24 protein-coding genes and 1 pseudogene are annotated in these 24,219 nt (G+C 69.9%); 10 read left to right on the top strand and 15 right to left on the bottom strand.

Annotated features, from left to right (window positions below; translation table 11 throughout):
- Window positions 1–54 precede the first annotated feature (54 nt).
- Entirely contained in the window at window positions 55–705 is a 651-nt protein-coding gene (locus tag ACFPZ3_RS61645; protein WP_379523733.1) for a sigma-70 family RNA polymerase sigma factor, read from the top strand.
- A gap of 59 nt (window positions 706–764) precedes the next feature.
- Entirely contained in the window at window positions 765–1,409 is a 645-nt protein-coding gene (locus ACFPZ3_RS61640) for a DUF5667 domain-containing protein (protein ID WP_379523732.1), read from the top strand.
- Here ACFPZ3_RS61640 and ACFPZ3_RS61635 read toward each other — a convergent pair.
- Window positions 1,379–2,527, bottom strand: coding sequence for an RNA-guided endonuclease InsQ/TnpB family protein (locus ACFPZ3_RS61635; RefSeq protein WP_379523731.1), 1,149 nt, complete (start codon window positions 2,525–2,527; stop codon window positions 1,379–1,381). The two genes, ACFPZ3_RS61640 and ACFPZ3_RS61635, sit on opposite strands and share 31 nt — an antisense overlap.
- 127 nt (window positions 2,528–2,654) lie before the next feature.
- Between ACFPZ3_RS61635 and tnpA the strand changes: the two are divergent.
- Window positions 2,655–2,903 (top strand): annotated as a pseudogene (gene tnpA / locus ACFPZ3_RS61630) (IS200/IS605 family transposase); the annotation flags it as partial.
- 69 nt (window positions 2,904–2,972) lie between these two features.
- On the top strand, window positions 2,973–3,836 hold the full coding sequence (locus tag ACFPZ3_RS61625) for an HAD family hydrolase (protein WP_379523730.1): 864 nt from the start codon (window positions 2,973–2,975) through the stop codon (window positions 3,834–3,836).
- Between the two features lies 1 nt (window position 3,837).
- On the opposite strand, the gene ACFPZ3_RS61620 is transcribed toward ACFPZ3_RS61625, so the two are convergent.
- From ACFPZ3_RS61620 to ACFPZ3_RS61580, 9 genes are all read right to left on the bottom strand, one after another.
- Entirely contained in the window at window positions 3,838–4,842 is a 1,005-nt protein-coding gene (locus ACFPZ3_RS61620; RefSeq protein WP_379523729.1) for an LCP family protein, read from the bottom strand.
- A gap of 2 nt (window positions 4,843–4,844) precedes the next feature.
- Window positions 4,845–5,423, bottom strand: coding sequence for an RNA polymerase sigma factor (locus tag ACFPZ3_RS61615; protein ID WP_379523728.1), 579 nt, complete (start codon window positions 5,421–5,423; stop codon window positions 4,845–4,847).
- Window positions 5,424–5,481: 58 nt separating this feature from the next.
- Window positions 5,482–6,267 (bottom strand): SDR family NAD(P)-dependent oxidoreductase, encoded by a 786-nt coding sequence (locus ACFPZ3_RS61610; protein ID WP_379523727.1) that lies wholly within the window; start codon window positions 6,265–6,267, stop codon window positions 5,482–5,484.
- A 58-nt stretch (window positions 6,268–6,325) separates the two neighbouring features.
- On the bottom strand, window positions 6,326–7,222 hold the full coding sequence (locus tag ACFPZ3_RS61605) for a lysophospholipid acyltransferase family protein (protein ID WP_379523726.1): 897 nt from the start codon (window positions 7,220–7,222) through the stop codon (window positions 6,326–6,328).
- The gene (locus tag ACFPZ3_RS61600) at window positions 7,219–8,214 is read right to left on the bottom strand and encodes an NAD-dependent epimerase/dehydratase family protein (RefSeq protein ID WP_379523725.1); all 996 of its coding nucleotides are present in this window, start codon (window positions 8,212–8,214) and stop codon (window positions 7,219–7,221) included. The genes ACFPZ3_RS61605 and ACFPZ3_RS61600 overlap by 4 nt, the downstream gene beginning before the upstream one ends.
- 22 nt (window positions 8,215–8,236) lie before the next feature.
- Window positions 8,237–8,335: a 30S ribosomal protein bS22 gene (locus ACFPZ3_RS61595; RefSeq protein WP_018654693.1), complete on the bottom strand. Its 99-nt coding sequence runs from the start codon at window positions 8,333–8,335 to the stop codon at window positions 8,237–8,239.
- A gap of 176 nt (window positions 8,336–8,511) precedes the next feature.
- A complete protein-coding gene (locus ACFPZ3_RS61590) occupies window positions 8,512–8,715 on the bottom strand; it encodes a helix-turn-helix domain-containing protein (protein ID WP_026214222.1) in 204 nt (67 codons plus the stop codon).
- Between the two features lie 313 nt (window positions 8,716–9,028).
- Entirely contained in the window at window positions 9,029–9,811 is a 783-nt protein-coding gene (locus ACFPZ3_RS61585; protein WP_379523724.1) for a phosphatase, read from the bottom strand.
- Window positions 9,812–9,825: 14 nt separating this feature from the next.
- Window positions 9,826–10,989 (bottom strand): acetoin utilization protein AcuC, encoded by a 1,164-nt coding sequence (locus tag ACFPZ3_RS61580; protein ID WP_379523723.1) that lies wholly within the window; start codon window positions 10,987–10,989, stop codon window positions 9,826–9,828.
- A gap of 121 nt (window positions 10,990–11,110) precedes the next feature.
- Here ACFPZ3_RS61580 and ACFPZ3_RS61575 point away from each other — a divergent pair, with 121 nt between their 5' ends.
- The 4 genes from ACFPZ3_RS61575 to ACFPZ3_RS61560 all read left to right on the top strand — a co-directional run bounded on the left by ACFPZ3_RS61575 (window position 11,111) and on the right by ACFPZ3_RS61560 (window position 14,654).
- Entirely contained in the window at window positions 11,111–12,286 is a 1,176-nt protein-coding gene (locus ACFPZ3_RS61575) for a sensor histidine kinase (RefSeq protein ID WP_379523722.1), read from the top strand.
- Window positions 12,283–12,942: a response regulator gene (locus ACFPZ3_RS61570; RefSeq protein WP_379523721.1), complete on the top strand. Its 660-nt coding sequence runs from the start codon at window positions 12,283–12,285 to the stop codon at window positions 12,940–12,942. The genes ACFPZ3_RS61575 and ACFPZ3_RS61570 overlap by 4 nt, the downstream gene beginning before the upstream one ends.
- An 81-nt stretch (window positions 12,943–13,023) precedes the next feature.
- Window positions 13,024–13,914: an ABC transporter ATP-binding protein gene (locus tag ACFPZ3_RS61565; protein WP_379523720.1), complete on the top strand. Its 891-nt coding sequence runs from the start codon at window positions 13,024–13,026 to the stop codon at window positions 13,912–13,914.
- Window positions 13,911–14,654, top strand: coding sequence for an ABC transporter permease (locus ACFPZ3_RS61560; protein ID WP_379523719.1), 744 nt, complete (start codon window positions 13,911–13,913; stop codon window positions 14,652–14,654). The genes ACFPZ3_RS61565 and ACFPZ3_RS61560 overlap by 4 nt, the downstream gene beginning before the upstream one ends.
- 2 nt (window positions 14,655–14,656) lie before the next feature.
- On the opposite strand, the gene ACFPZ3_RS61555 is transcribed toward ACFPZ3_RS61560, so the two are convergent.
- From ACFPZ3_RS61555 to ACFPZ3_RS61535, 5 genes are read right to left on the bottom strand one after another with little or no spacing between them, the layout of a single operon-like run.
- Window positions 14,657–15,841 carry an ABC transporter permease gene (locus ACFPZ3_RS61555; protein ID WP_379523718.1) on the bottom strand — a complete coding sequence of 395 codons (1,185 nt, stop codon included), beginning with the start codon at window positions 15,839–15,841 and terminating at the stop codon, window positions 14,657–14,659.
- The gene (locus ACFPZ3_RS61550; protein ID WP_379523717.1) at window positions 15,838–16,521 is read right to left on the bottom strand and encodes an ABC transporter ATP-binding protein; all 684 of its coding nucleotides are present in this window, start codon (window positions 16,519–16,521) and stop codon (window positions 15,838–15,840) included. The genes ACFPZ3_RS61555 and ACFPZ3_RS61550 overlap by 4 nt, the downstream gene beginning before the upstream one ends.
- Window positions 16,518–17,867, bottom strand: coding sequence for an efflux RND transporter periplasmic adaptor subunit (locus ACFPZ3_RS61545; protein WP_379523716.1), 1,350 nt, complete (start codon window positions 17,865–17,867; stop codon window positions 16,518–16,520). Before ACFPZ3_RS61545 ends, ACFPZ3_RS61550 begins: the two co-directional genes overlap by 4 nt.
- A 35-nt stretch (window positions 17,868–17,902) precedes the next feature.
- Window positions 17,903–18,697, bottom strand: coding sequence for a pyrroline-5-carboxylate reductase (proC, locus tag ACFPZ3_RS61540; protein WP_379523715.1), 795 nt, complete (start codon window positions 18,695–18,697; stop codon window positions 17,903–17,905).
- Window positions 18,698–18,744: 47 nt separating this feature from the next.
- A complete protein-coding gene (locus ACFPZ3_RS61535) occupies window positions 18,745–19,626 on the bottom strand; it encodes a proline dehydrogenase family protein (protein ID WP_379523714.1) in 882 nt (293 codons plus the stop codon).
- A 62-nt stretch (window positions 19,627–19,688) separates the two neighbouring features.
- Between ACFPZ3_RS61535 and ACFPZ3_RS61530 the strand changes: the two genes are divergently transcribed.
- Entirely contained in the window at window positions 19,689–20,147 is a 459-nt protein-coding gene (locus ACFPZ3_RS61530; RefSeq protein ID WP_379523713.1) for a hypothetical protein, read from the top strand.
- Window positions 20,148–20,262: 115 nt separating this feature from the next.
- The gene (locus tag ACFPZ3_RS61525; protein ID WP_379523712.1) at window positions 20,263–24,060 is read left to right on the top strand and encodes a LamG-like jellyroll fold domain-containing protein; all 3,798 of its coding nucleotides are present in this window, start codon (window positions 20,263–20,265) and stop codon (window positions 24,058–24,060) included.
- Window positions 24,061–24,219 lie beyond the last annotated feature (159 nt).

The raw sequence follows: 24,219 nt of genomic DNA, 5'->3' as shown, positions 1-24,219 counted from the left end.
GTTGATTTCTAGAGTGTTCGAGCACGCCGCACCCCTTACCCCTAGGGATACCGGATGCCTGACTCGTCGCCGTTCGCCGGGCTCCTCGCTCCAGCGGTCGCTGGACCTGCCCGGACGGGCGAGCTCGCCGTGCGCGAAGACGTGCGCGAAGACGTGCCCGATGACCTCCGTACGCTGGTGACGCATGCCAAGAACGGATGCACGCAGTCCTTTGGCACGCTCTATGACCGCTATGTGGACCTTGTCTACCGCTACATCTACTTCCGGGTCGGCTCCCATCCGCTGGCCGAAGACCTCACCAGCGAGACCTTCCTGCGCGCCCTGCGCAGGATCGGCGACTTCACCTGGCAGGGCCGCGACTTCGGGGCCTGGCTCGTGACCATCGCGAGAAACCTGGTGACCGACCACTTCAAGTCGGGCCGCTATCGGCTGGAGATCCCGACGGGCGAGGTGATGGACGTTCCACTCGACGGCTCCCACATCCCGGAGAACGCCGTGGTCACGGCCATCATCAACGATCGGGTGCTGCGCGCCGTACGAGATCTCAATCCCGAACAACAGGAATGCGTGGTCCTGCGCTTCCTGCACGGCCTCTCGCTCGCGGAAACCGCGCTGATCATGGGGAAGAAGAGTGGAGCGATCAAAGCGCTGCAGTTCCGGGCCGTACGGTCGCTGGCCAGAGCCCTCAAGCACGACTTGGCGTAACCTCCACCATCCGCCCCTCGTTAAGCAGGTGTCATGGCCGCAACGGTCGGGGAGCCGTCATGAGTAGGGGGCGCCGCCGACGAGAGCGCGTGCTGGAGCAGCTCACCGAACTTCGGGAGCTGCCGCTCGGCGGTGGGCCGGAACCGGCCTTCAGGGAACGACTGCGCGCCGAGCTGCTGTCCGGCGCGCTCGCAACGCGGCAGGAGCAGGAGACGGCCGCCAAGCCGGCCTCGCACCGCCGCCCCGCGCGGCGCAGGCCGCTGCTGTCCCAGCTCGCCGCGCTGGGGCTGGCGACGGCGATGACGGTCTCCTCCTTCGCCACCTACCGGGCGGTACCCGGTGACTCGCTCTACCCGCTCAAGCGCGCCGCCGAGAGCACCTTCGTCCATCTCACCTCCGACGACGCCAAACGCGGCGAGCGCGAGCTCAACGCGGCCAAGACGCGCGCCAATGAGGTCGCCAGCCTGCTCGGCTCGTCCACAGACGGCCCGCTGATCAACAAGACGCTGAAGGACATGGAGGAGTCGACCCGGGCGGGCATCCGCCGGCTCGAACGCGCCGAGCCCCGCTCACCGAAGATCAAGAAGTTCGCGCGGGACCAGGAGGAGACCGTCAAGCCCATGCTTCAGCAGCTCGGCGAGGATCAGCTGGCCCAGGCGGAGGGCTATCTCGACTACATCGAGGGTCTGGTCGCCCCTGAGTAGTTGACCTGCTCCTCACCCTGAAGGGGCGGGGATTCCCGTGCTCTGGAACGGGGTGCTTGGCGTTTCGCGGACCCGGCTGGGTCTCCACGCCCTGAGACGACCGGCCCGGCCGCCTGTCCTTTGGACTTGATGTTCCTCGCCCCGACGATGTCGGCGTGCTCGGTGTGCCCGCAAGAGGTGCAGGAGAAGATCGCTTGGCTCTTGCGGCTCTTCTCGTCCACCTTCCCGCATGCGGGTTCCGGGCACGTCTGGGACGTGTACGCGGGGTTGATCTTATGGATGGCGCTGCCGGTGTAGCGCGCCTTGGAGCGCAGGGCGACTTCCAGGCCGTACCAGCCCTTGTCGAGAATCGCCTTGTTGAGCCCGGATTTAGCGGCTGCGCCGTTGCGCAGGAACCTGCCTGGCCGGGCGGGGTCGGGCTTCGGCGTGACGGCCGCGCTCATGCCCTTGGTGTTCAGCTCTTCGATGACCACGTGCCCGTACCCGCCAGTGAGTCGGTGCGCGGTCTGCGCGTTGAAGTCGGCGCGCCGCCACCGCACCCGCCGCATGATCTCACCCATCGCGGCCCTGACCCTCTTGCGCCGCTTCGATCCCTTCGTGGTGCGGGCGAGTTGGCGTTGCAGCCGGAGATACCGTTGCGCTTCGCCGGGCGTGAGATACCCGGGGTCGTTCTTTCGATGCCCTGGCATCTGCGGTGGCGGACGCGTGGAGGAGACACCGCCGGTTGCGGCGTGGCGGCGGTCGAAGAACTCCCCGTCGGAGGTCACGGCTGCCGTGACCACCCCCCGGTCCACGCCTACCCATCGCGGGGACGCGTGTTGCTCACGCTCGGCGATGCCATCGTCGATCAGGAAGCTGATGAACCAGTGCCTGCCGTCCCGGGACACGGTCGCGGACCTGACGCTTCCCCCGAGCCGGCGCGACATGCGAAACCGGGCCCAGCCGAACTTGGGCAGGTACACCCGCCCCCACTTGCGGCCGATCCGCTCTACCGGCAGGTGTTTGGCGGTAGGGAACCGAAACGAGGGCCACCACTTCGCCTTCGACTTCCAGCGCACCTTCCACGTGCCGTGCTTGCGGCACGCCTCGTCCAGGTCCTTGAGGGTCTGCTGGATCACCTGGGCGGGCGCGTCGACGAGCCAGTCGCAGTACGGGTCCTTCTTGGCCTCAGCCAGTTGCCTGCACTGCTCCTCATAAGCGATCCCTGCTGCGCCGCTGCGCAGACATCATGATCGAGGTGTGTGACAGTTCAACGGCGAGCACGACCACGTCCACCTGCTCGTCCATTACCCGCCCAAGGTCGCGATCAGCAAACTCGTCAACTCGTTGAAGGGCGTCTCCTCGCACTACCTGCGCAAGGAGTTCACCGGCCGGGTCGACCCCGCCGTCATGCACGGCCCCTTCTGGTCGCCCAGCTACCTCGCCGCCTCCTGCGGCGGAGCACCACCATCGATCATCGAGGCGTACATCGAACAGCAGCGCCGCCCCACCTGAGGTCCCGAGCAACGCCGAGGGCCTTCTGCCAGCCTTTGGGTAAGTAAGCTGAAGCCCATGTGGCGGCTTATGCGACGACGACAGGAAGTGCAGCCCGAGGTCGCCGGCGAGGCCGCGGCGCAGGCGGCGGTGACCGTCGCCCCGGCGAACCCGGACCTGCAGGCCGCGGCCTTCTTCGACGTGGACAACACGATGATGCGCGGCGCCTCGATCTACCACTTCGCCAGAGGGCTGGCCACGCGCGGGCTGTTCACCACGTCGGACCTGTTCAAGTTCGCGGTGGGGCAGGCGGTGTTCCGGCTGCGCGGCAACGAGAACCCCGACCACATCGCGGTGGCCAGGGAGACCGCGCTGGCGTTCGTCGCGGGAGCCAAGGTCGACGACGTCGTACGCCTCGGCGAGGAGATCTACGACGAGGTCATGGCCGACCGCATCTGGGGCGGCACCCGGGCACTCGCCCAGCGGCACCTCGACGCCGGCCAGCGGGTCTGGCTGGTCACCGCCACGCCGGTCGAGCTGGCCAGGGTCATCGCGCAGCGGCTCGGCCTGACCGGCGCGCTCGGCACGGTCGCCGAGACCAGCGACGGCGTCTACACCGGGCGGCTGGTCGGCGACCTGCTGCACGGGCCCGCCAAGGCGGAGGCCGTCCGGGCGCTGGCCCGCAGGGAGGGGCTCGACCTGGCCCGGTGCACCGCCTACAGCGACTCGGCCAACGACCTGCCGTTGTTGTCGCTGGTGGGGCGTCCCGTGGCCATCAACCCGGACAGCGAGCTGCGTGAGCACTCCAAGAAGCACGACTGGCCGATCAGGGACTTCCGCACCGGGCGCAAGGCCACGATGACGGCCCTGCCGATCGCGGCGGGCCTGGGGGCGGTCGCGGGCGGGGTGGCCGCGGGCATCGCCCTGCGCCGGCACTACCGCGGCCGCCCCTGAGCTACTTCAGCGACTTGAACAGCTTGTTCGCCTCCGGTTGTTTCCACTGGAGCCGGTTGCGGTCCGGGGGGAAGGGCTCCCAGGGCACGGCGACGAAGTTCACCTTGGTGCCGGCGAGTTGTGTGGCGAGCTCGTACATCTCCTCCACGCCGAGATCCGTCTTCACAGCCGCTCGCACCGCCCCGAGGAAGCTCTTGACCTTGCCCGGGTCGGTGAGCACCTGCCGCTGCGCCTTCTTGAGCATCGCCAGCATGAGCGCCTGCTGCCTCTTGATCCGCGAGACGTCGGAGCCGTCGCCGTACTGGCGCAGCCGTGCCCAGCCGAGGGCCGCCTCCCCGTTGAGCATGTTCTCGCCGGCGGGCAGCTTGAGCTTCGCCTTGCGGTCGTCCACCGGCTCCGGCACCTTGACGCTCACGCCCCCGAGCGCGTCCACCATGTTCTTGAACCCGGCGAAGTCCATCTCGACCGTGTGGTGCAGGCGCAGGCCCGTCAACTTCTCCAGCGTCGTCCTGAGGCAGGCGGCCCCGCCCGAGTTGTACGCCGAATTGATCATGTCGGCCCTGGCCGGGTCGGAGCCGCAGCGCGGGATGCGCACGATCGAGTCGCGCGGGACGCTGACCGCGGTGGCCCTACCCCTGTCGGCCGGCACGTGGACGATGATGATGGTGTCGGAGCGCTGGCCGGAGCCCTGGCTCAGCGGACCGTACTCGGCGTTGCGCTCTCCGGCCCGCGTGTCCGAGCCGATCACCAGCACGTTGCGGGCGCCGCTCATGTCCACCGGTTCGGCCCCGGCCGGCGGCGCGGCCGTGTGGTGGTCTCCGACGAGCAGCGTGGGCACCGCGACGGCGGCGGCCGTGGCGACGGCGACGAGCCCGGCCGCCCACCATCCCGTCCACCTGCGCCGCGGGCGGTCGCGCAGGAAACGGTCGCGCTGGCGGACGAGCGTGGGAGGCGGTTCGTGCTGGAGCCCGGCCCCGAGGTCTCTGAGCAGGTTCAGGTCGTCCATCCTCACTCCTCCTCCATCGGGTTGGCGTCGCCGAGCGCGGCACGTACCTTCCGCCTGCCCCTGTTGAGGCGGGAGCGCACGGTTCCGATCGGGATGCCGAGCGCTCGCGCGGCCTCCTCGTAGGTGAGATCGCCCCAGGCGATCAGCAGCAGGACGTCGCGGTCCTTGGCGGACAGCGCGGCCAGGGCGCCGGCCAGCTCCGAGCGGACGGCCTGGGCGGTCACGCCGGCCGCCACCCGGTCGGCGGGCGACTCCACCTCGGAGTCGACAGGGGCGCGCAGGAGGGCCCGGTAGCGGGCGGCCTCCGTGCGGCGGTGGCGGGAGATGAGCTTGGTGAGGATGCCGAAGAGCCACGGCCTGGCGTCCTGGTAGGCCAGGTCGTAGCTCCTCCTGCGGGAGAAGGCGACCAGGAACGTCTCTCCGACCAGGTCCTCGGCGGGGCCGGGGCCGAGGCGTTGGGAGACGTACCGGTAGAGCATGGCGGAGTAGCGGTCGAAGAGCTGGGCGAACGCCTCGGGTTCTGTCCACGAGGCGCTCACGAGCTCGGAGTCCGCACCCTTGACGGCGGGTTGCGTGATCATCTCCGCCCTTCTGTGGGGGATCGGTCACGGATGTCTTGCCACAACCCGCCTTTCAGGTTCAGATTTCCTTCAGCTGGCCTCCGTCGATCACGAACTCGGCGCCGGTCGTGCTGCCCGAGCGGGGGGAGACGAGCAGGGCGACCGCGTCGGCGATCTCCTGCGGGTGCACGAGCCGCCCGGTGGTGAGTTTCATCATGGCAGGAGCCACTTCGGCGATCACGCTGTCCTTGTCGGAGCCGGTCACGCCCGCCATGACCTCGGCCGCGCCGCCGTCCTTGGTCCACCAGTCCGTCAGCACCGCGCCGGGCGAGACGGTGTTGACCCGGATGCCCTGGGGCCCGTACTCCTCCGACAACGACTTGCCCACCGCCAGGACGGCCGCCTTGGCCGCGCCGTAGTCCACGTTCATGGCCCCGGGCTGCTTGGCCATCGTGGAGGACACGTTGACGATCGAGCTGCCGCCCCGCTCCAGCATGTGGGGTACGGCGGCGCGGATCATGCGTACGGCGGCGAACAGGTTGAACTCGAACATCGCCCGCCAGTCCGCGTCGTCCGGCGTCATGAACCCGAACCGCGGCAACGTCGTCCCGGGCGGCGGGCCGCCGGCGTTGTTGACCAGGATGTCGACGCCGCCGAACTCCTCGACCGCACGCGCGACGACCTGGGCCGGCGCGTCCGGGTCCATCAGGTCCACCGCGACGTGCGTCACCTTGGCGTCGGGAGCGGTACGGGACGCGGCGACCACGTGGACGCCCTCGTCCACGAGGGTCTGGGCGATGGCCAGGCCGATGCCCTTGGACGCGCCGGTGACAATGGCGACGCGGCCGGAAAGTTGAAGATCCATGAGGGTTCCCTTCGGTGTGTTCGCTCAGAGAACACCGAGGGGCCCATGGAGGTTGCAGTCAGAGGAACGGCGGGAAGGCGTGCCCTCTGCGCAGCCGCAACTGGTTGAGCAGTTGCTGGATGACCTCGCGCACGTGGTCGGTGATGTTGAAGACCAGCATGGGGTCGTCGGCCGCGGAGGGTTCGTACTCGTCGGTGCGGATCGGCTCGCCGAACTCGATCATCCACTTCGACGGCAGCGGCACCAGGCCGAGCGGCCCGAGCAGCGGGAAGAACGGGGTGATCGGCAGGTAGGGCAGCCCCAGCATCCTGGCCAGGAACTTCAGGTCGCCGATCTTGGGATAGATCTCCTCGGCCCCGACGATCGCGGTGGGCACGATGGGCACACCGGCGCGGATGGCGGAGGCCACGAAGCCGCCGCGGCCGAAGCGCTGCAGCTTGTAACGCTCGGAGAAGGACTTGCCGACGCCCTTGAACCCCTCGGGGAACACCCCGACCAGCTCGCCCTTGCGCAGCAGCCGGTCGGCGTCCTCGCGGCAGGCCAGCGTGTGGCCGGTCTTGCGCGCCAGGTGGCTGAGGAACGGCAGCTGGTAGACCAGGTCGGCGCCGAGCAGCCGCAGCGGCCTGCCCGCGTCGTCGTGCAGCGCCACCTGCAACATCAGCGCGTCCATCGGCAGCGTGCCGGAGTGGTTGGCGACGATCAGCGCGCCGCTGTCGTCGGGGATGTTCTTGAGCTCGACCGTCTCGACCCTGAACCAGTGGTTGTAGAGCGGCCTGATCAGCTCGAGGACGACCTTGTCCGTCAGCTCGGCGTCGTAGCCGAACTCGTCGACCTCGTAGTCGCCTGTGACGCGCCTGCGGAGGAAGGCCAGCAGCCTGGCCATCGGGTCGGGCTCCTCGAAGGACGGCGCCGCGCTGATCGGGATCACGCCGGCGTCTTCGTGGGGAACGCTCAAGTACGGACACCTCCGAGCGGCCGCAGGCCGCGAGAGCGCAGGAAGTCGTCGAAGGCGGCCCCGGTGGTGAACTTGGGCTTCCAGCCCAGCTCGACCTCCAGCCTGGAGCTGTCGACCGCGCGGCCGTGGCTCATCAGCCTGACCTGCTCGGGCGAGTATTCGACCAGCCCGATCCTGCGTACGGCGCTGCCCAGCACCCTGAAGGCGGGCGAGAACAGCGGCAGCGACGGCCGCCCCGCCCTCCTGGCGCACTGCGACAGCAGCAACACACCTGCCCCGGCCACGTTGTACGTGCCGGGGTGATCTTCGGTCGCCATCCGGCGCAGCACCTCGACCGCGTCGTCCTCATGGACGAACTGCAGCCGCGGGTCGAAGCCGAACACGGTCGGCAGCACCGGCTGGGTGAAGTAACGCGTCAGCGGCGAGTCGACGCCGGGACCCATGAAGTTGGCGAAGCGCAGCAGCGACACGGTGACGTCGGGACGGCGGCGCGCGAAACCCCGCACGTAGCCCTCGACCTCGGCCGCGTCCTTGGCGTAGCCGTGGATGGGGCCGTCGTGCGGCTCCAGGTCCTCGGTGAACACCGCAGGATCCCGCGGCGACGAGCCGTAGACGGCGGTGGTGGAGCGCACCACCACGCGCCGCACGGTCGCCGACCTCTGGCAGGCACCGAGCAGCTGCATGGTGCCGATCACGTTGTGCTCTTTCATGGCCGCCCTGCCACCGCTCCTCGACGGAGCGCTGACCAGACTCATGTGCACAACGGTGTCGATGTCCGCGGCCGCGATCACCTGGGTGATGTCGGGGCTGCGCAGATCCACACGGACGAATTCCGTCCGACCGAGAGAGATGCCGCCGTCTCGCGTCAGCGAGGGGGGCGGCACTGTGTCCACTCCGATGACGCGACTGATGTCCGGGTCCGCCGCCAGAACGCTCGCCACCCGGGCGCCTATGTGGCGCGAGACCCCGGTGACGAGCACGGTGTGGGTCATCAGCGCCTCGCAGCTGCGTCGGTTACTTCTTGTTACGCCGCTGGATGCGCGTCTTCTTGAGCAGCTTGCGGTGCTTCTTCTTAGCCATCCGCTTGCGGCGCTTCTTGATCACAGAGCCCATACGGGACCCCCAGGTACTGATAGCAAGTATGAACCGATGTGCGAGCGCACACCGGCTCACAGACTACCGGCGATCCACGGTGGATCGCCCATTGGGGGGCGAGAGCCCGGTCGCATCAGCGGCGGCCGGGCCTCTCCCGCGACAGCATTCACGACACGGCCTGGCGTGTCGCTACGTCAACCTGCCTCGATGTAGGCCTCCCGCAGATAGTCGTGTACCGCCTGCTCAGGCACCCTGAACGATCGGCCGACTCGGATGGCCGGCAGCTCGCCAGAGTGAACGAGCCGGTACACCGTCATCTTGGACACCCTCATGACCGTCGCCACTTCTGCGACGGTCAGGAACTTCACCTCGCTGAGAGGTCTTTCGCCTGCACCCATCGGACGCCTCTTCCGCACGTGTTTCCGGGTTATCCCCACTGGTGCCATTGCTCACGCACGTGTACTGCCGTCAGCGTAAGTCGGGACTCCGAGTGCGCAAACCCCCTATTTTCTCAGCCGACGGAGCCACCTGTCAGCCGAACCAGCGAATTCGCTGGCCAAACAGCCTGTCCGAGCACGTCACCCGGACGTTGGAACTGTCCAAGCTGCCACATATAAGAGTCGCCGGAGCCTCGTCAAAAGTTGGCAAAGGGACAGCGAGCCCCTTGGAATGCAGGCGCGAAAAGACGGTATGGGGATGACCGAATTCGACTCAAAGGGCTCGTGAGACTCCTGTGACGAGTCTCTCGGTCAACGGAGCGTAGTAGCGCGGTAGCACATTGTCATCGAGTGGCACGACCACTTCAATTTTGCCTTCCGCCTCACCGACGAACAGCCCAGGGTCGTTGCAATCGGCGAACGCCACTGTCGGCACACCGGACTCCCCCGCCGCTCCCGCCCAGCCGTGATCGGCGATCACCAGGTCGGGAAGATCATCACCGAGCTCGCCGAGCATGTGCCGCATCGGAGCCGCGTCGTGGGTGTGCACGAGGGCTCCCCTGTCGTCGAGCATGGCGATGTCCTGGAGGTAACGGACCCTTCTCGGACGACCGAAACCCGACCCCGCGTACGTCCAGCCCTCCGCGGGCGACAACAGCCGAGCGCCCTTCGCCACGCACAGGGCGGCCAGCGACAGGTGGATGGCCAGCACGCCGGTGGGGTGCCCGGTGGCGAACAGGATGCGCGGGCTCGGCCGCGACAGCACCGCGGCGATGCGCTCGGCCATGGCGTCGGCCGCGTCGATCGTCAGGTCGGGGTCGATCGTGTCCTGGCCCCAGCGGTGCCCGGGGTCGGAGACGACGCCGGCGGACTTGGCCATCAGCGCCAGGATGTCGCGGTAGGACCACGGCTGATCGAAGGTCAGGCCGAGCGCGTAGTACGGGTCGCCGTTGGCCAGCGAACTGTAGTGGTCGAGGTTGTTCTCGCGCGAGGTCGCGACATCGCCCGCGATGCGGCTGTGGACAAGCTGTTCTCGAAGTTCGTCGCGGCTCAGCACTGGTTCTTTCCTCGTCAGGGCATCGGATCGAGGCCGTGCAGGGGGAAGACCGCGTGCCGGGTCGCCATGACCGCACGGTCAATGGGGTCCGCTGGATCATAACCACCGGAGAAGTCGCGAAATTCCGGGTTTCGGCCGTCCGTCATGGTGAGGGGCGGGGTCTCGCCCGTGCGTTCGCGTACGAACTGGCGCCAGTCCTCGCTCGTCGGCGTGGCCGGGTCGATCGGATGGCCCGCCATCTCGGCGATGAGGTGCGTCCACGCCCGTGGCACCACCTGCACCAGCTCGTAGCCGCCCCCGCCGGTCGCGATCCAGCGGCCGCCCGCCGTCTCGTGGGCCAGGCGGTGCAGGGCGGCGTAGGCGGCGCGCTGGCCGTCGACGCTGAGCATCAGGTTGGCCAGGGGGTCGAGCGCGTGGCTGTCGCAGCCGTGCTGCGTCACCAGGATCTCCGGCCCGAACTCGTGCAGCAGCGGCGGCACGACCGCGTGGAAGGCCCGCAGCCAGCCGGAGTCGCCGGAGCCGGCCGGGAGCGCGACGTTGACGGCCGTGCCGTCGGCGCCGGTCTCCTCGGGGAACCCGGTGCCGGGGAACAACGTGCGCGGGCTCTCGTGCAGGCTGATCGTCAGGACCCTGGGGTCGTCGTAGAAGACCGTCTGCACGCCGTCGCCGTGGTGGACGTCCACGTCCACGTACGCGATGCGGCCCGCCCCCTGCTTGAGCAGCCAGGCGATGGCCAGCGCCGGGTCGTTGTACACGCAGAACCCGCTGGCCTGGGCGGGCATCGCGTGGTGCAGCCCGCCCGCGATGTTGACCGCGTGCTCGGCCGAGCCCTCCCAGACCGAGCGGGCGGCGGCCAGCGAGGCGCCGGCGATCAGCGCGGACGCCTCGTGGACGCCCGCGAACGCGGGGTTGTCGCTCGTGCCCAGCCCGGCGCCGAAGTCGGGCAGGCCGGAGGCGGAGACCCGCTTGACGGCCTCGATGTAGTCGCGCTCGTGCACCAGGGCCAGCTCGTCGTCGCTCGCGGGCACGCAGCCCGCCATCTCGACCTTGTCGAGCACTCCGAGCTCGCGGGCGAGCGCCATGGTCAGCTCCACGCGCACGGGGGCGAGCGGATGGCTGGGGCCGAAATTGTAGGAGGTGAGAGCGTCGTCCCAGATCACCCGTGCCGACCGGCTCATGCCAACCCCTCCGCGTGCTCCCTCGCCTTGCGCAGACGTTACCGCAGCGCAGACGCCTCAGCGTAGCTTCGGTTCGGCGCGCGGAAGCTCTCCCCATATTTCGTGACTTATGGTCTTTAGCGTGGCGCGGGCCTTCGTGAAGTTCTGGCGACTCTTCCAGCGTCCCAAGGTGTTCGACCGGACGCTCGTGATCGTGCTGGCCCTTCCCTGGTTCATCGGGGCCGTCGCGCTGATCGGCCGGGGCGACACGAGCGTCGTCCCAGGTGGCGCGCACTACCTGCTGGGGCTGGCGCTGCTGCTCATGCGCCGTCGCCGCCCGGTCCTGACGGCGGCGCTGGTGGCGGCGGTGGACTTCGCAGGGCTCGCGACGCAGGTCGTGACGCTCACCAACTTGCCCACGGCCATCGCCCTCTACAGCGTGGGCCGCTACACCACCGGCCGCACGACCGCGATCACCGCGGCGGTCGCGGCCGTGTTCTACGCCACCACGATGGAGCTGTTCTGGCGCGCGCAGGGCGGCTGGGTGGCCGCCATGTTCCTGGTCGGGGTGTCCACGGGCGTCGGGCAACTCGTCCTGCTCAGGGCCGAGCTCAGAGACCGCGGCAGGCGCGAGGCCACCGACGCGGCGGTACGCGCCGAGCGGCGCCGCATCGCCAGGGAGCTGCACGACGTCGTGGCACACCACATCACCGTGATCAACGCGCTGGTCGGCGGCGCGCGGGCCACGCTCCCGCCGGAGCAGGTGGTCACCAGAGGCGCCCTGGAGAGCGCCGAGCAGACCGCCCGCCAGGCCATGTCGGAGATGCGCCGCCTGCTCGACGTGCTCAGGGCCGACGGGAACGAGGGCCCTGACGCCGCGACCGGGGTGGGCGCTGAGCGGTTGCCCGCACTGATCAAGGAAGCCGGGTCGGCCGGGGTGCCCGCCAGCCTCACCGTGACCGGGGATCCCGCCGAACTGCCCGCCGCCGTGGACCACGCGGTCTACCGGATCGTCCAGGAGGCGCTGACCAACACGCGCAAGCACGCCGCCGGCGCCAGGGCCAGCGTCCGCCTGGCCTACGAGCCCGCCGCCGTCGAGGTCGAGGTGCTCGACGACGGCCTGGCGAAGCGCGGGGGCCTGGCGAAGGACGGGGGCCCGGCGAAGGACGGGGGCCTGGCGAACGACGGGGGCACGCCGGGATTCGGGCTCGGCGGCATGGCCGAGCGGGTGGCCCTGTGCGGCGGCCGGCTCTCCACGGGCCCCCGGCCCGAGGGAGGATTCCGCGTGCACGCCCGCATCCCCCTGGAGAAGACATGACGATCAACGTGCTGCTGGCCGACGACTACGCCCTGGTGCGCGTGGGCTTCAAGCTCATGCTCGACGCGCAGCCCGACCTGTGCGTGGTCGGCGAGGCCGCGGACGGCGAGCAGGCGGTGGACCTGAGCAGGCGGCTGCGCCCCGACGTGGTGGTGATGGACCTGCACATGCCGGGCATGGACGGGGTGCGCGCGACCGAGCTGATCACCGCGGAGCTGCCGGGCGTACGGGTGCTCGCGCTGAGTACGTTCGACCTGGACGAGAACGTGGTAGCGGCGCTGCGGGCGGGCGCGAACGGCTTCCTGCCCAAGGACGTCTCCCCCGAGGAGCTGATCGAGGGCGTACGCGTGGTGTACCGGGGCGAGTCGGCCGTCGCGCCGCGCCTGCTGACCCGGCTCATCGGCGCCTTCGTCCGCACCTCGCCCCCGCGCCAGGAGGCCGCCCCCGAGCTGGGCGGCCTCACGGAGCGCGAGCGGGAGATCCTCGTGCTCATCGCCCGCGGCCGGTCGAACGCGGAGATCGCGGCCGAGCTGTCGGTCTCCCCCTCGACCGTCAAGAACCACGTGACGAGCCTGTTCGCCAAGATCGGCGTCAGGGACCGGGCACAGGCCGTGATCGTCGCGTACGAGGCCTCCCTGGTACACCCCGGAGACTAGGACCAGGGTCCTACTCCGCCCCGGCGGAAACAGTCCTCGGGCAGGAAGAAACCGCGCGTCCACGACGGCACGCTTGGGATCATGACCACGATCCGGGCTACGAACCTGAGCAAGCGCTACGGTGACACCGTCGCCGTGGCCGACCTGTCGTTCGACGTCCAGCCGGGCCAGGTGACCGGCTTCCTCGGCCCCAACGGCGCGGGCAAGTCAACGACCATGCGCATGATCCTCGGGCTCGACCGGCCGTCGGGCGGCTCGGTGCTCGTGGACGGGCGGCCGTACGCGGAGTTGAGCCACCCCCTGCGCAAGGTCGGCGCGCTGCTGGACGCCAAGGCCGTGCACGGCGGGCGCAGCGCCCGCAACCACCTGCTGGCCATCGCGCAGAGCAACGGCATCCCGAGCAGCCGGGTGGGCGAGGTGCTGGAGGCCGTCGGCCTGCGCGAGGTCGCCAGACGGCGGGTCGGCGGGTTCTCGCTGGGCATGGCGCAGCGGCTGGGCATCGCCGCGGCGCTGCTCGGAGATCCGGAGATCCTGCTGTTCGACGAGCCCGTCAACGGGCTCGACCCCGACGGAATCCTGTGGATCCGCACGTTCATGCGCAAGCTCGCGGCCGAGGGGCGGACGGTGTTCGTCTCCAGCCACCTCATGAGCGAGATGGCGCAGACGGCCGACCACCTGATCGTGATCGGCAAGGGCAGTCTCATCGCCGACACGAGCGTGCGGGAGTTCATCGGGCGCAGCTCCCAGGGGTACGTACGGGTCCGCTCGCCCCGGCTGGCCGAGGTGGCCGAGCTGGTCAAGGTGGGCGAGCTGCACCCCGACCACCTGCGCGTGACCGCGATGAGCACCCTCGAGATCGGCACGCTCACCGCGCGGGCCGGTCTGCCGCTGGAGGAGCTGACGTTCGTGCAGCCCTCGCTCGAAGCGGCGTACATGGAGCTGACCAAGGACAGCCTGGAGTTCTCCTCATGATCGACATTTTCCGGTCCGAATGGACCAAGATCCGCTCGGTGCGTTCCACGGTGTGGACGCTGGCCGTCACCGCGCTGCTGATGATCGGCATCGGGGGCCTGATCAGCGCCGCCGCCTCGGGCTCCGCCGACGGGCCCGTGCCCGGCGACCAGGTCGTCGTGCTGGGCCTGGCGGGCATCATGTTCGCCTCGCTCTCCATGGCCACGCTGGGCGTCCTGGTGATCTCCAGCGAATATCGCACGGGCGGCATCAGGACCTCGCTCATGGCCGTGCCGAAGCGGCTGCGCCTGCTCACCGGCAAGATCGTGGTGTTCACCGCGATGTCGCTGGTCGTGACCGTGCTCGCGTCGGCCGCCGCGCTCATCGTGAGCCTGGCGATCGCCCAGCCGCCGTCGGTCCCGATCGGCGCCGCTGTGGAGGCCGTGCTCGGGGCCGGTCTCTACCTGACCGCCTGCGGCCTGTTCGGGCTGGGTCTGGGCACCCTGGTCCGGCACACGCCCGGCGCGCTCGTGTCGGCCATCGCGCTGATGCTGGTGCTTCCCCAGCTGACCGCCCAGCTCCCGGGTCAGTGGGGCAGGATCGTGAACGAGTTCTTCACCACCAACGCCGGGATGCTCGTCGTGATCCCCCCGCGGGGCGAGGCCATGCTGGGGGCGTGGAGCGGGTTCGGCGTCTACCTGGTGTGGGTGGCCGCCGCCATGATCGCGGGCGCCGTCCTGCTCCAGCGGCGCGACGCCTGAGCTCATTCGGCGCGGAGGGCGATCACGGGGTCCAGTCTGCCCGCCCTCCGCGCCGGCGCCACGCCGAAGAACACCCCGACCGCCGCCGACACCCCGAAGGCCAGCGCGATCGACCACCAGGTGATCGTGGCCGGCACCTCGGTGAACGTGGAGATGGCCAGCGAGCCGCCGACCCCGAGCATGATCCCGATGAGCCCGCCGATCGTGGTCAGCAGCACCGCCTCGATGAGGAACTGGGCCAGGATGTCGCGCTGCCTGGCCCCCAGCGCCTTGCGCAGCCCGATCTCACGGGTCCGCTCACGCACGCTGACCAGCATGATGTTCGACACGCCCACGCCTCCGACCAGCAGCGAGATGCCCGCGATGGCGGCCAGCACGCCGGTGAGCATGCTCAGCACGCTGCCGATCGTGCCGAGCAGCGCGGTCTGGGTGACCGCCGAGAACTGCTCGCCCGGATACCTGTCCCGCAGCGCCGCCGTGACCCGGGCCGACAGCGGGTCGATCTCGTCAGGCCCCGAGGCGCCGACGGCCAGCCCGTTGATCCGCTCGATCCCGAGCAGCCGCTGCGCCGTCGTCACCGGGATGTGGATCTCCTGGTCGCGGGAGAGCCCGAACGTCTGCCCCACCGTGGCGTACACGCCCACCACCCGGAACCGCGCCCCCGCCACCGTCACCTGCCGCCCGATCGGATCCAGCTCGCCGAACAGCCGGTCGGCGACCTCCGAGCCCAGCACGGCGACCCTGCGCCGGGTGTCGACGTCCGTCTCGCTCAGCGGGCGGCCCTTGGCGAGGGGCCGGTCGAAGATGTTGACCAGGTTCTGGTCGGTGCCGACGACCGTGACGAACGCCTCGGTCCTGCCCACGCGTACGGTCTCGCCCGACTGCAACGAGACCGTCACCTTCGACGGGTCGCCCACCACGCGCCGCACGTACGCCACATCGGCCAGGCCGAGCCTGCTCTGGGAAGGGGCCGCGCCCAGGCTGATGCGGCCGGGGACGACGAGGATGATGTTCGTGCCCAGGCCGGAGATCTGCTTCTCGATCTCGTCCTTCGCGCCGGTGCCGATGGCCACCAGGATCACCACGGCCAGCACGCCGATGATGACGCCCAGCATGGTCAGCACGCTGCGCATCCGATTCACCCGCAGCGCTTCCAGCGCCATCACCAGCGCCTCGGCGCTGTTCATGCGGTGTCCCGCTCGATCAGGCCGTCGCGTACGTGGATCTGCCGCCTGGCGTGGGCCGCGACCGCCGCCTCGTGCGTGACGAGCACCACGGCCACGTCGCTCTCGGCGTTGAGCCGGTCGAGTATGGCCATGACCTCGGCCCCGTTGCTGGTGTCGAGGTTGCCGGTGGGCTCGTCGGCCAGCAGCACCTTGGGCTCGCCGACCAGCGCCCTGGCGATGGCCACGCGCTGCTGCTCCCCACCGGACATCTGCGAGGGCCGGTGCTCCATCCGGTGCCCGAGCCCCACCGACTCCAGCGCCGCGCGGGCCCTGGCACGCCGCTCGGCCCGCCCCAGCCCCCGGTACACCAGCGGCAGCGCCACGTTGTCCAGCGCCGTGGTCCTGGCCAGCAGGTGGAAGGACTGGAAGACGAAGCCGACCGTCTTGTTGCGCAACTCGGCCAGCTCGGTGTCGGACAGGCGGGAGATGTCCACCCCGTTGATCCTCAGCACGCCCGTCGAGGGCCGGTCGAGGCAGCCGAGCAGATGCATGAGCGTGGACTTGCCGGACCCGGACGGGCCGACGACGGCGGCGAACTCGCCCTGGTCGATCCGGAGCGAGACACCCCGCAGCGCCTCGACGGCCACGCCGTCGAGCTGGTAGTGGCGGGTCAGATCCACCGCCTCGATGGCGAGGGTCATGAGAGACGCTGCCCTTCCCGTACGGAATCCGCGCCCTTGACCACGATCCGCTCGCCCACGGACACCCCGCTCAGCACCTCCACGACGGCGTCGCCCTGGGCGCCGAGCTTGACCACGCGCCGCTGCGCCACGCCGTTCCTGACCGCCCACACCACGCTCTCGCGCCCGCTGGAGACGATCGCGGCGGCGGGGGCGGAGACGGCCGAGGGCGACTCGCGCACGGTCAGCCGCGTGACCGCGCTCATGCCCGGTTTGGGGGTGGGGGCCTTGGAGCCGTCGTCGAAGGCGCCGGGGCCGAGGGTGAGGCGTACCGGGTAGCTGACGCCGCCCGTGGTGCCCTCCATGGGGGTGACGCCGATGGCGGTGACGGCGGCCGTGTACGTGGCGCCGGGGACCGCGTCCAGTTCGACGGCGGCCTTCACCCCTTCGCGCACCAGCAGCACGTCCGTCTCGTCCACGTCGGCGTCCAGGGTGAGTTTGGAGACGTCGGTGACGGTGGCGATCGAGTCACCCGCCGAGACCGGCACCCCGGTGGCGACCGGCGTGCCCGCCGAGGTGGATCCGCCCGAGGGCACGGACGGGAGTTGCTGCCCGCCGCCCGGGAGCCGGCTGAGCAGGCCCTCGACGCCGCTCGGCGCCGCGCCGCCCGAGACGCGGCCCAGGGTGACGACGCCGGAGAACGGCGCCTTGATCGTCAGCGACTTCACCGCGCTCTCCGCCGCCTTGACCGCGGCCTTGGCCTGCGACTTCGAGACGGCCTGGAGCGAGGCCATGGAGGTGGAGATGCCGCTGGTCACGCCGGTCAGGACGCCGCTGATCGACTGGTTGAGCCGGGCGGTCAGGGACTCCAGGGCCTTCGTCTGCGCCTTGTGCTGGGTCTGGGCCAGGTCGATGGCGCTCAGGAGCTGCTTGCGGGCCCGCGAGTCCTTGACCTTCCGCGCCTCCTTGCGCGCCTTGGCGAAGTGGACGGCCACCTGGCGGTCGAACCCGCCGGTGTCGAAGGAGGGCAGGCGCACGTTCGGGGCGAAGCTCGCGGGGGTCGCCATCTCGGATGCCTGGCGGGCCTGGCGGAGCTGGTCCTGGGCCTGGGGTGAGCGGATCTTGGCGAGGGTCTCGCCCTTGCTGACGTGGTCGCCCTCGCGGACGTACAGCTTGGCGATCGTGCCCTGGGCGGGAGAGCGCAGTGTCGCCGAGGCACGCGCGCCGATGGTGGCGGGGGCCTCGACGACTTCGGTGACCGGTGCACGGCGCACGTCGGCGAGCTGGACGCCCGCCGGCTCCTCGGAGGTGCAGCCGGTCAGTGCTAAAAGGACGAGCAACGGGGCAGCCCCGCGACGGATCGTCACGCGACCCACCGTAGTAACCCGGGCGGCGCCGTGGGTCAGCCTGAGGCGAGTTGGCGGCCTCGGTCGCGGGCGGCCTCGATGGCCGCCAGGAACGCGGCCCTGACGCTGTGCCGTTCGAGCTCGGCGATGGCCGCGATGGTCGTGCCGCCCGGCGAGGTGACGGCCTCGCGCAGGATCACCGGGTGCTCCCCCGAGTCGCGCAACATCACCGCCGCCCCCACGATCGACTGCGTGACCATGTCGAGCGCGGCCGCACGCGGCATGCCGAGCAGGATGCCCGCGTCCACCATGGCCTCCACCAGGTAGAAGAAGTAGGCGGGCCCGCTGCCGGAGAGCGCCGTCGCGGCGTCCTGCTGGGCCTCGGGGATGCGCAGCACCTTGCCGACCGGCTCCAGCAGGCCCTCGGTGAGCTTGAGGTGGTCCTCGGTGGCGTGCGCACCGGCCGAGATCACGCTCATCGCCTCGTCGAACCTGATCGGCGTGTTGGACATCACCCGTACCACCGGCACCCGCACGCCGAGCCGCTGCTCGACGAAGGACGTCGTGATGCCGGCCGCGGCGCTGATCACCAGGCGTTCGGCGGGCACGTGGGGGGCGATCTCGGCCAGCAGCGTGCCCATGTCCTGCGGTTTGACGGCCAGGATGAGGGTGTCGGCGGACTTGGCCGCCTCGGCGTTGGTGACCGTGCGCACGCCGTAGGTGTCACGCAGCACCTGCGCGCGCTCCTCACGGCGGGTGGTCGCCATGATGTCGCCCGGCTTGAACCCCGCGCGCAGCAGCCCGGACAGCAGGGCCTCGCCCATCTTGCCCGTGCCCAGAATCGCGATCATTTCGGCCCCTCAGAAGGAAAACAGACCCTGCTCCGGCAGCCTATCGGCTAGCGTCGCGACGCCAGCGACCGCAGGAAGAAGGCCAGGTTGCGGGGGCGTTCTGCCAGGCGGCGCATGAGGTAGGCGTACCAGTCGGAGCCATAGGGTACGTAGACGCGCATGCGGGCTTCGAGCCCGGCCAGGCGGGTCTGCTCTTCAGGGCGCACGCCGTACAACATCTGGTATTCGAAGCCCGTCACGTCGCGTCCGTCGAGGACGGCGAGCGTGGAGGCGATGCGCAGGAGGCGGGGATCGTGCGTGGCGACCATGGGGTAGCCGGTGCCGGACATGAGGACTTTGAGGCACCGTACGAAGGAGCGGTCGATGTCGGCGGTCCTGGCGTAGGCGCCGGGAGCGGTGTAGGCCCCCTTGCACAGCCGCACGCGCGCCCCGCCCAGCTTCTCGCACCGGTCCAGCGAGTCCGGCAGGTATGCCTGCACCACCACCCCCACCTCGGGATGGTCCCTGCGCAGCGCGGCGTGCACGGCGTGCAGCCCCGGGATCGTGTCGTGCTCCTCGGCGTCGAGCGTCACCGTCACGCCACGGCCCTCGGCGGCCGCGCAGATGGTGGCGGCGTGGCCCTGCGCGAGCCGCTGCGACAACCGCAGCCCCAGCGCCGTGAGCTTGACCGACACGTCCGCGCCCGCGGGCAGCAGGTCGAGCAGCGACACGTAGGTGGCGACGGCGGCCCGCGCCTGCGCCTCGTCGGTCACCTCCTCGCCGAGGTGATCGACGCTGACGAGCAGCCCTCTGCGCGTCAGCTCGCCCACCACGGCGCCGATGTCGGAGGCGACGTAACGCCTGACCACGTCGGCGGTCAGCGGCGAGGTGGAGACGAGCCGCTCGGCGCGTCGGCTCTTGGAGATGGCCAGCATGGCCTGACGGAGCACGCGATCCACACTAACGATTTGAACCCCTCGCGGGCGTGATCCGTCGTATGGGTATGCGGACTATGACAGCGACTCTCCTGGCCGGATGTCTGGTGCTGGCCACGGGCTGCGGCACGGCCAGTGCCCCCTCGACCTCGGCGAAGCCCTCCGCGGACAAGCCCCCCGTCGTGTCGGAGCCGGTCACCACGGCGCCCACCACGGCCCCCGCGAAGGCCCCTGAGCCGGTCAAGCCGACGCGCAACGCCATCAACGTCCACAAGATCCGTTGGACCAAGGCCAAGGCCGTCTCGAAGGGCAAGAAGGTTCAACTCACCTGGTGGTCGGGGGTGGCGCCGTGCACGGTGCTGGACCGCGTCAAGGTGAAGGAGACGGGCAAGACGGTCATGATCACCCTGTACGAGGGCACCGCGCCCAAGGCCAGGAACACGTCGTGCATCATGATCGCGGTCGAGAAGACCACGACGGTCAAGCTCAAGAAGAACCTGGGCAAGCGCAAGGTGGTAGACGGCACCAAGTCGTGACATGTCCACATACGGACAACCCCAGTGACAAATGATCGATTTGTTGCGATACATCGATCAGAACACCAAGGCGTGGGGGCGCCAGTGGTGATGGCACGCTCCAATGGGGGAACCCGTGAGACGGCTCTTACGCTGCCTGATTTCCGCTGCCCTGATCATGACCGGCCTGATCGCGCTGTCATCCCCGGCGGCGGCGCTGCCCCAACGCTTCCACAAGCAGACCGTCTTCAGCGGGCTGATCAGCCCGACCAACATAGAGTTCGCCGCCGACGGCCGTGTCTTCGTGGCCGAGAAGGGCGGCTACATCAAGGTCTTCGACTCGCTCTCGGACACCACCCCCACCGTGTACGCCGACCTGCGTACCAAGGTGCACGACTTCTGGGACCGCGGCCTGCTGGGCATGGCCCTGCACCCGAACTTCCCGGCCGACCCCCGCGTGTACGTGCTCTACTCCCACGACGCCGAGCCCGGCGGCACCGCGCCCCGCTGGGGCGAGGTGAACGAGGACTACGACGAGTGCCCCTCGCCTCCCGGCCCGACGGGGGACGGCTGCCGCATCACCGGCCGCCTGTCCGTCATCTCCCCCACCGGCGCGGAGACCCCGCTGATCACCGACTGGTGCCAGCAGTACCCCAGCCACTCCATCGGCGATCTGCAGTTCGGCCGTGACGGCATGCTCTACGCCTCCGCGGGTGACGGCGCCAGCTTCGAGTTCCCCGACTACGGCCAGGACAACCAGACCGGCTCCGACGTCGTGCCGGACAACCCGTGCGGCGACCCGCCGAACGCGGTGGGCACAGCGCTGAGCCCGCCCAGCGCGCAGGGCGGCGCGCTGCGGTCCCAGGACGTGCGCACGACCGGCGACCCGACCGGCCTCGACGGCACGATTATCCGGATAAATCCGGACACGGGGGCTGCTGCGGCCGGTAACCCGAACGCGGGCAACGCCGACCCCAACACCGCCAGGATCGTCGCCCACGGCCTGCGCAACCCGTTCCGCTTCACCCAGCGCCCCGGCACCGACGAGATCTGGTCCGGCGAGGTCGGCTGGGGCGCGTACGAGGAGATCAACAGGATCACCAACCCGACCGGCGGCGTGGCCAACTTCGGCTGGCCCTGCTACGAGGGCCCGGGACGCGAGGACGGCTACGACGCCCTCAACCTGACGATCTGCGAGAACCTCTACAGCGCCGGCGCCTCGGCCCACACACAGCCGTACTACTCCTGGCACCACGGCCAGCGCCTCTACACCGGCGACCCCTGCACGCCCGGCAACCAGTCCTCCTCCAGCGGCGTCGCCTTCTACGACGGCGGCGCGTACCCGGACTCCTACGACGGCTCCCTGTTCCTGTCCGACTACAGCCGCAAATGCGTCTGGGTGATGACCAAGGGCTCGAACGGCCTGCCCGACCCGGCCACGATCACCTCGTTCGACACCGGCATCGGCACGGTCGAACTGGAGACCGGCCCGAACGGCGACCTGTTCGCGGTGGACTACGACAACGGCACGATCGTCCGCTACATCTTCGACAACGCGCCGCCCACCGCGGTGATCAACGCCATTCCGACCTCGGGCAGCGCCCCGCTGGCCGTCTCCTTCTCCGCCACGGGCTCCACCGACGCCGACGGCGACCCGATGACCTACGCCTGGGACCTCGACGGCGACGGGGAACTGGACGACTCGACCTCGGCCACGCCGTCGCGCACGTACTCGCAGATCGGCTCGTACGTGGTCAAGCTGCGGGTGCGAGACGACAAGGGCGGCCAGGGCGACGCCACGGTCACCGTCAACGTCGGCAACACCGCGCCCACCGCGACGATCAACACCCCGTTGCCCACCACCACCTGGGCGGTCGGCGACACCATCGGCTTCTCAGGCGTCGGCGCGGACCCGGAGGAGGGCACGATCCCGGGATCCCGCATGATCTGGCGCCTGATCATGCACCACTGTCCCGGGTCCTGCCACGAGCACGAGATCACCTCCTACACCGGGGCCTCCGGGTCCTTCCAGGCGCCCGACCACGAGTACCCGTCGCATCTGGAGCTGCGGCTGACCGTCACGGACGAGCACGGGCTGACCGACACCAAGAGCGTGTTGCTGCAGCCCAGGACCGTGAGCCTGACGTTCCAGACCAACCCGTCGGGGCTCCGGCTCGGCTTCAACCAGGAGCAGACGGTGACGCCCTTCACCCGTACGGTGATCGTGGGCTCCAGCAACCTCGTCACGGCGCCCTCACCGCAGGACGACCAGGCGTTCGGCACCTGGTCCGACGGCGGCGCCGGCACCCACAACTTCGCCGCGCCGGCGACCGCGACCACGTACACGGCGACGTACCAACCCACGCAGACCCCCGCGGGGCTGGTGGCCGCGTACGCCATGAACGAAGGCGCGGGCACCAGCGTCGGCGACGCCTCGGCCACCGGCAACACCGGCACGGCCACGTCCACCGCCTGGGCGGCGACCGGCAAGTACGGCAAGGCGCTGTCCTTCAACGGCACCAGCAGCTGGGTCACCGTCAACGACGCCGCCAGCCTTCGTCTCACCACCGGCATGACCCTGGAAGCCTGGGTCAACCCCAGCACCGTCACGAGCTGGCGAACCGTCCTCATGAAACAGCACACCGGCGGCCTCGCCTACGTCCTGTCGGCCGGCAGTGACAGCAACAGACCCCACACCGTCATCCACACCACCGGCGAAGTGGACACGGGCGGCACCGCCTCACTCGCCCTCAACACCTGGAGCCACCTGGCGGCCACCTATGACGGCACGACGATCCGCCTGTACGTCAACGGCACGCAGGTCAGCCAGCGCACCGCCGGCGGCCCCATCCGCACCGACAACGGCGTGCTCCGCATCGGCGGCAACAGCCTCTGGGGCGAATACTTCACCGGCCTCATCGACGAGGTACGCGTCTACAACCGGGCGCTGACCCCCATCCAGCTCCAGGCCGACATGAACACCCCGATCGGCCAGGAGCCGGCGCCCGACACCCAGGCGCCGACCGCTCCCGGCTCGCCCACGGCGACCGGCGGCGCGGGCAGCGCCCAGCTCTCCTGGACCGCCTCGACGGACAACGTGGCCGTGGACGGCTACACGGTGCACCGCTCGGCCACGCCGGGCTTCACCCCGTCGGGCGCGAACCAGGTCGGCTCCTCCCAGACCACCACGTTCACGGACGCGGGCCTGGCGGCCGGGACGTACTACTACCGGGTCCGCGCCTTCGACGCGGCCGGCAACGTGAGCACGTCGTCGGCCGAGGTCTCCGCCGCGGTCACCGCGCCGCCGACGAACCCGGGGCTGGTGGCGGCGTACGGGATGAACGAGAACGCCGGATCCACCGTCGCCGACGCCTCGGCCACCGGCAACACCGGCACCCTCACCAACACGAGCTGGACCGGCACCGGCAGGTACGGCCCGGCCCTCGCCTTCAACGGCACCAGCAGCTGGGTCACCGTCAACGACGCCGCCAGCCTTCGCCTCACCACCGGCATGACCCTGGAAGCCTGGGTCAACCCCAGCACCGTCACGAGCTGGCGAACCGTCCTCATGAAACAGCACACCGGCGGCCTCGCCTACGTCCTGTCCGCGGGCAGCGACAGCAACAGACCCCACACCGTCATCCACACCACCGGCGAGGTCGACATCGGCGGCACCGCCTCGCTCCCCCTCAACACCTGGAGCCACCTCGCCACCACCTACGACGGCACCACGATCCGCCTGTACGTCAACGGCACCCAGGTCAGCCAGCGCACCGCCGGCGGACCCATCCGCACCGACAACGGCGTGCTCCGCATCGGCGGCAACAGCCTCTGGGGCGAGTACTTCACCGGCCTCATCGACGAGGTACGCGTCTACAACCGGGCACTCAACGGCACCGAGATCCAGTCGGACATGAGCGCCCCTGTCACCTGAGCCATCTCCCTATGCGGACCCCGGTACGTGCCCACCGTGCCGGGGTCCGCTCTTTCCGCAGGAACCACCGAGCTCCCGATCCCGTTACGCGTGGTGTGCGCCGGAATCCCGGGAATGCTTTCGCACTCATCAGGGTTGAGTCGAGTAGGCTCAAGTCGA

The organism is Nonomuraea insulae (genome assembly GCF_042656245.1).
Note: the sequence above shows the minus strand (reverse complement) of the source record. Positions and strands in the feature narration are given on the sequence as shown.

Bases quoted from the DNA above. Each gene is read 5' to 3' on its own strand.
- ACFPZ3_RS61590 (WP_026214222.1), bottom strand. From the start codon at position 8,715: ATGGGTGCAGGCGAAAGACCTCTCAGCGAGGTGAAGTTCCTGACCGTC.
- ACFPZ3_RS61625 (WP_379523730.1), top strand. From the start codon at position 2,973: ATGCGACGACGACAGGAAGTGCAGCCCGAGGTCGCCGGCGAGGCCGCG.
- ACFPZ3_RS61595 (WP_018654693.1), bottom strand. From the start codon at position 8,335: ATGGGCTCTGTGATCAAGAAGCGCCGCAAGCGGATGGCTAAGAAGAAG.
- ACFPZ3_RS61565 (WP_379523720.1), top strand. From the start codon at position 13,024: ATGACCACGATCCGGGCTACGAACCTGAGCAAGCGCTACGGTGACACC.
- ACFPZ3_RS61580 (WP_379523723.1), bottom strand. From the start codon at position 10,989: ATGAGCCGGTCGGCACGGGTGATCTGGGACGACGCTCTCACCTCCTAC.
- ACFPZ3_RS61530 (WP_379523713.1), top strand. From the start codon at position 19,689: ATGACAGCGACTCTCCTGGCCGGATGTCTGGTGCTGGCCACGGGCTGC.
- proC (WP_379523715.1), bottom strand. From the start codon at position 18,697: ATGATCGCGATTCTGGGCACGGGCAAGATGGGCGAGGCCCTGCTGTCC.
- ACFPZ3_RS61645 (WP_379523733.1), top strand. From the start codon at position 55: ATGCCTGACTCGTCGCCGTTCGCCGGGCTCCTCGCTCCAGCGGTCGCT.
- ACFPZ3_RS61610 (WP_379523727.1), bottom strand. From the start codon at position 6,267: ATGGATCTTCAACTTTCCGGCCGCGTCGCCATTGTCACCGGCGCGTCC.
- ACFPZ3_RS61640 (WP_379523732.1), top strand. From the start codon at position 765: ATGAGTAGGGGGCGCCGCCGACGAGAGCGCGTGCTGGAGCAGCTCACC.
- ACFPZ3_RS61600 (WP_379523725.1), bottom strand. From the start codon at position 8,214: ATGACCCACACCGTGCTCGTCACCGGGGTCTCGCGCCACATAGGCGCC.
- ACFPZ3_RS61570 (WP_379523721.1), top strand. From the start codon at position 12,283: ATGACGATCAACGTGCTGCTGGCCGACGACTACGCCCTGGTGCGCGTG.
- ACFPZ3_RS61555 (WP_379523718.1), bottom strand. From the start codon at position 15,841: ATGAACAGCGCCGAGGCGCTGGTGATGGCGCTGGAAGCGCTGCGGGTG.
- ACFPZ3_RS61560 (WP_379523719.1), top strand. From the start codon at position 13,911: ATGATCGACATTTTCCGGTCCGAATGGACCAAGATCCGCTCGGTGCGT.
- ACFPZ3_RS61615 (WP_379523728.1), bottom strand. From the start codon at position 5,423: ATGATCACGCAACCCGCCGTCAAGGGTGCGGACTCCGAGCTCGTGAGC.
- ACFPZ3_RS61620 (WP_379523729.1), bottom strand. From the start codon at position 4,842: ATGGACGACCTGAACCTGCTCAGAGACCTCGGGGCCGGGCTCCAGCAC.
- ACFPZ3_RS61550 (WP_379523717.1), bottom strand. From the start codon at position 16,521: ATGACCCTCGCCATCGAGGCGGTGGATCTGACCCGCCACTACCAGCTC.